1 protein-coding gene is annotated in these 508 nt (G+C 38.0%); it reads left to right on the top strand.

Translation table 11 applies throughout. The features are described from left to right. Positions 1 to 301: acylphosphatase (locus tag ACRCJ0_RS19475; protein ID WP_431391875.1), on the top strand; the 301-nt coding region annotated here is incomplete at its 5' end. Positions 302 to 508: the final 207 nt, after the last annotated feature.

The following is a 508-nucleotide window of genomic DNA, read 5'->3' as shown; positions in this document are numbered from 1 at the left end:
AATAATGAAAGAAGGGATATTTATGAAAACAAGTAGAATTGTTGTAACCGGACGTGTGCAAGGTGTAGGCTTTCGTTATTTTACGGAAAGAATCGCCAAGAGAATGAAAGTTGCGGGAACTGTGGAGAATAAGAACGATGGATCAGTCGAAATTCTTGTTCAAGCAGATGATGCAACCTTGCGCGCTTTTATTGAAGAAGTCAAAGAAATGCCGGAAAACCCATCCGCCCATGTCGACAATATCCAAGTCGTTGAAACCTTCAATAGTGAGGAAATGGTGAAATTTCGCACGGTTTATTGAAATAACCTCCTAAATTAGCTACAATAGTAACGTTAGTCAAGACACTTAAACAAGAATCAAATAACTATATAAATTAAAGGACGTGAAGTATTGTCAAGCCGTTTAAAAAATAAACGCCTATCGCTAATTTTGCTAGTGATGTCACTCGTGGTATTTTTGGGTGGATGTGCCAATCCAAATAATCCAGATGGTCTTATGTACCGCTTT

Source organism: Aerococcus sp. L_32, assembly GCF_050689315.1.
The sequence above is the reverse complement of the archived record's forward strand: the minus strand, read 5'-3'. Positions and strand labels throughout refer to the sequence as shown.